Origin of the sequence: Pseudoalteromonas sp. SG43-6 (assembly GCF_014164365.1) — a bacterium.
Lineage (GTDB): Bacteria > Pseudomonadota > Gammaproteobacteria > Enterobacterales > Alteromonadaceae > Pseudoalteromonas > Pseudoalteromonas rhizosphaerae.
Window position 1 is genome coordinate 1 of sequence record NZ_JACJEZ010000113.1, and the last position, 2,838, is coordinate 2,838.

A 2,838-nucleotide genomic window follows, 5' to 3' on the forward strand; every position below is an offset into this window, starting at 1 on the left:
GCCACGGCTAAGTGGGTGCGAAGACAGCAAGAGGATTTATTACCGTGTCGGTATTTCCACCTTGTTTTTACGCTCCCTCATGAGTTGAATATCATTGCTCACTATAACCCAAGTGTGTTGTACCAGTGTTTGTTTAAAGCCGTATGGCAAACGCTGTGTAAATTTGCGAAACGAAAGATGCATGGCCAGTTAGGCATGACAAGCGTACTGCATACATGGGGGCAGAACTTAAGTCAGCATATCCACTTGCATTGTTTGATACCCGCAGGTGCACTTGAAAAAACGCACTGGCATGAAATAGAAAAAGACTATTTATACCCCGTAAAAGCGTTATCAACAGTCTTTAGAGGAAAAATGCTGGCGGCGCTCAATGAATGCGATAGTTCATTCGCGAAGATAAACACGCCAACCAAATGGTGCGTGTATAGCAAAGCCTGTTTAACGTACAGTGAAAAGCTAGTTAGTTACCTTGCTCGTTATACCCGAAAAGGCGTGATGTCAGAATCACGATTAGTGTCAGTGAATGAGCAGTCAGTGAGCTTTAAATATCGCGATTATGCAGATAACAACCGCGATAAAGTAATGACACTGAGTTGTGATGAATTTTTACGGCGCTACTTACAACATGTATTGCCGAAAGGGTTTATGCGCATTCGCCACTATGGTTTTTTAGCTAATGCGTGTCGTAAGCGAAAGTTAGCCCTGATAAGGGCTCATGTATCCACCGCATGCAAAGCGGTGAAGCCCAAAACAGAGCAAGAACCATTGATACCGTATTGGCCTTGTCAGTCATGTAAGGTTGGTATCTTACGGTTTATTGGTGTGATAACCTCAGATATTTCGACGAATGAAATAGTTCGAACGAGTTAGCGGCCTAGCTTGCTGCATTAAATCAATGAGTTAACCTGCTTAACTGCTCAGGCTACTCGCGATTGTGCGTGAGAAAAAGATCATTGCTTAACGGTGAAACATTAGGTTTAATAGGTGCATAATAAACGCTGAGTAACGCAGGGATAGCTTAGATACGATAGACAGTAAAGTTGGCTTGATATCGCTTAGGCCATAAAAAGCAAATTCCCATAGCATAAGTAACACCAACTCTGACACACCGAGCAGGTAGCGCCTCAGTCCAACAAGCGATTATGCAACACAAACTGCGTGTCGCATAAATACTAAAATGTTAGGAGAATATTTTGCCAACGCCGAATTTATATGTCCTTTATGCACAAAAGTCTCATGAGGTAATCAATAAAGTTGGTTGGAAAAGTTTTTCTGTGATTATACTTTTTGCATTACTACCCCGATTAATGGAGAAATACTTTAATGTGTTAGGGGCTATACCGGGACAGATACTTTTTGTAATTTTGGTATTGGTTGTATTTCATTTTGTACCTTATTATTTATTTTTAAGTCATAAGAATGAACGTATTTTAATTGGTTGGTTAAAAACAGTGATTTGCAATATATTACTAATTTTTTCTGTATGGCTAATCTATTCAGGAATCGGACGTTAGATAGATGAAAAATAACAAAAAATTTGAAGGCGGAGATTTTGGAAGAGCGCCAAAACGCCGCTTAAATTGGTGTTATGTGTAATCTCAAATGAAACTACTGTTTTTAACCTCTACATGTATCGGTCTATATATTCTTATCCTATGGCTTAGTACCAGATATCGAGAAGATAAGATTTCTTCCTTAAAGTGGGTGTTGCAAGCAACGCTAGGAACTTTGTGCGTGTTATGGCCGATTCTATTTATAAATCAATTTTGGGTATTGTTTTTAGCAGCATTAGTTATAGTTTTTGCTTTATTTGTAGGCGCTCAGGGTGGTGTGTTTGGTAGGCTAAGCAAAAATGGTATTTTCGGTGGTATTTGGTTAACAATACCCTTATATTTTTATTTAGTAACAAACACATAACAAATCACCGCACCAGACCCGAACTACGTTCCTCAAATTTGCATTCGCTTCGTTTATTGTATGTTGTATGCAAATTTGTTCCACTTCGTTCGGTCTGGTGAGTTAGGCGTTATCTGAAAAGGAGTTTTTAAGAATGGCACTTTTTTCGATTTCACTCGGAGCCGTTTTCTTTTTAATATCTATCGCCTAGTTTGGGTTCGTAGCTTTGTTTTCCCAAGTAGAAAATTCAGGGTTCGCTTTTGGTTTTATTTTTGGGGTGTTTCCAGCGTTACTTGGTATGTTGCTTATAGTTCCTAGTTCACTGTATAGAGCTATTTTTGTATTTACACAGAAACCAAAACAAACGTTAGCTATACGCTTACTTTAAATCAATAAATAAATTCGTTTACTTCGTCTGTCGATGCACCAGTTATGCAAGTCGCTTGCGACAAATACTTACAAGGGTCGCTGCGCAATAATCCTTACGTTATTAGTAAAGCATTTGCTTATAGCCCTCTAAAGCGCAGCATCTCTGAACCTAAAGACCTTTTGCACAAAGAGCAGAGAAAGAGAAGGAAATGAGGATGAGCTTGAAGACTAATGTTAGCATGCATTAAACACATTATATTAATAAAGATAGCCCATAACTTCTCAAAAAAGCCACTCAAACACCTGCAAAAACGCCAATTAAAACAACACGAAGTCTTCTTTTACGCGAAAGTCAGTTGTCGATTGAATCAAAATAGGAACTCGGCTATAGTTAATGCATCAATAAAAATAAATTAAAAACGAGTAATTCTATAGGCTCGTTATGTGCTTGCATATTCTCACCAGCTTTGATCACCCAATGGCATTAACTTTGATCGCTTATTCTCATTAAGCTTTGATCACGAAAATTACGCGATAATGATCACTTTTGTGTTCTTAATGATTTTGCCGATC

Annotated in this window: 3 protein-coding genes; all 3 read left to right on the forward strand. The window is 38.4% G+C overall.

Annotation, left to right across the window (positions count from 1 at the left end; translation table 11 throughout):
* The coding region (locus H5201_RS22250; protein ID WP_182785424.1) for a transposase at positions 1 to 870 on the forward strand (870 nt) is incomplete at its 5' end.
* 323 nt (positions 871 to 1,193) lie between these two features.
* Positions 1,194 to 1,514 (forward strand): hypothetical protein, encoded by a 321-nt coding sequence (locus tag H5201_RS22255; protein WP_182785425.1) that lies wholly within the window; start codon positions 1,194 to 1,196, stop codon positions 1,512 to 1,514.
* Between the two features lie 193 nt (positions 1,515 to 1,707).
* Positions 1,708 to 1,917 (forward strand): hypothetical protein, encoded by a 210-nt coding sequence (locus H5201_RS22260; protein ID WP_182785426.1) that lies wholly within the window; start codon positions 1,708 to 1,710, stop codon positions 1,915 to 1,917.
* Positions 1,918 to 2,838: the final 921 nt, after the last annotated feature.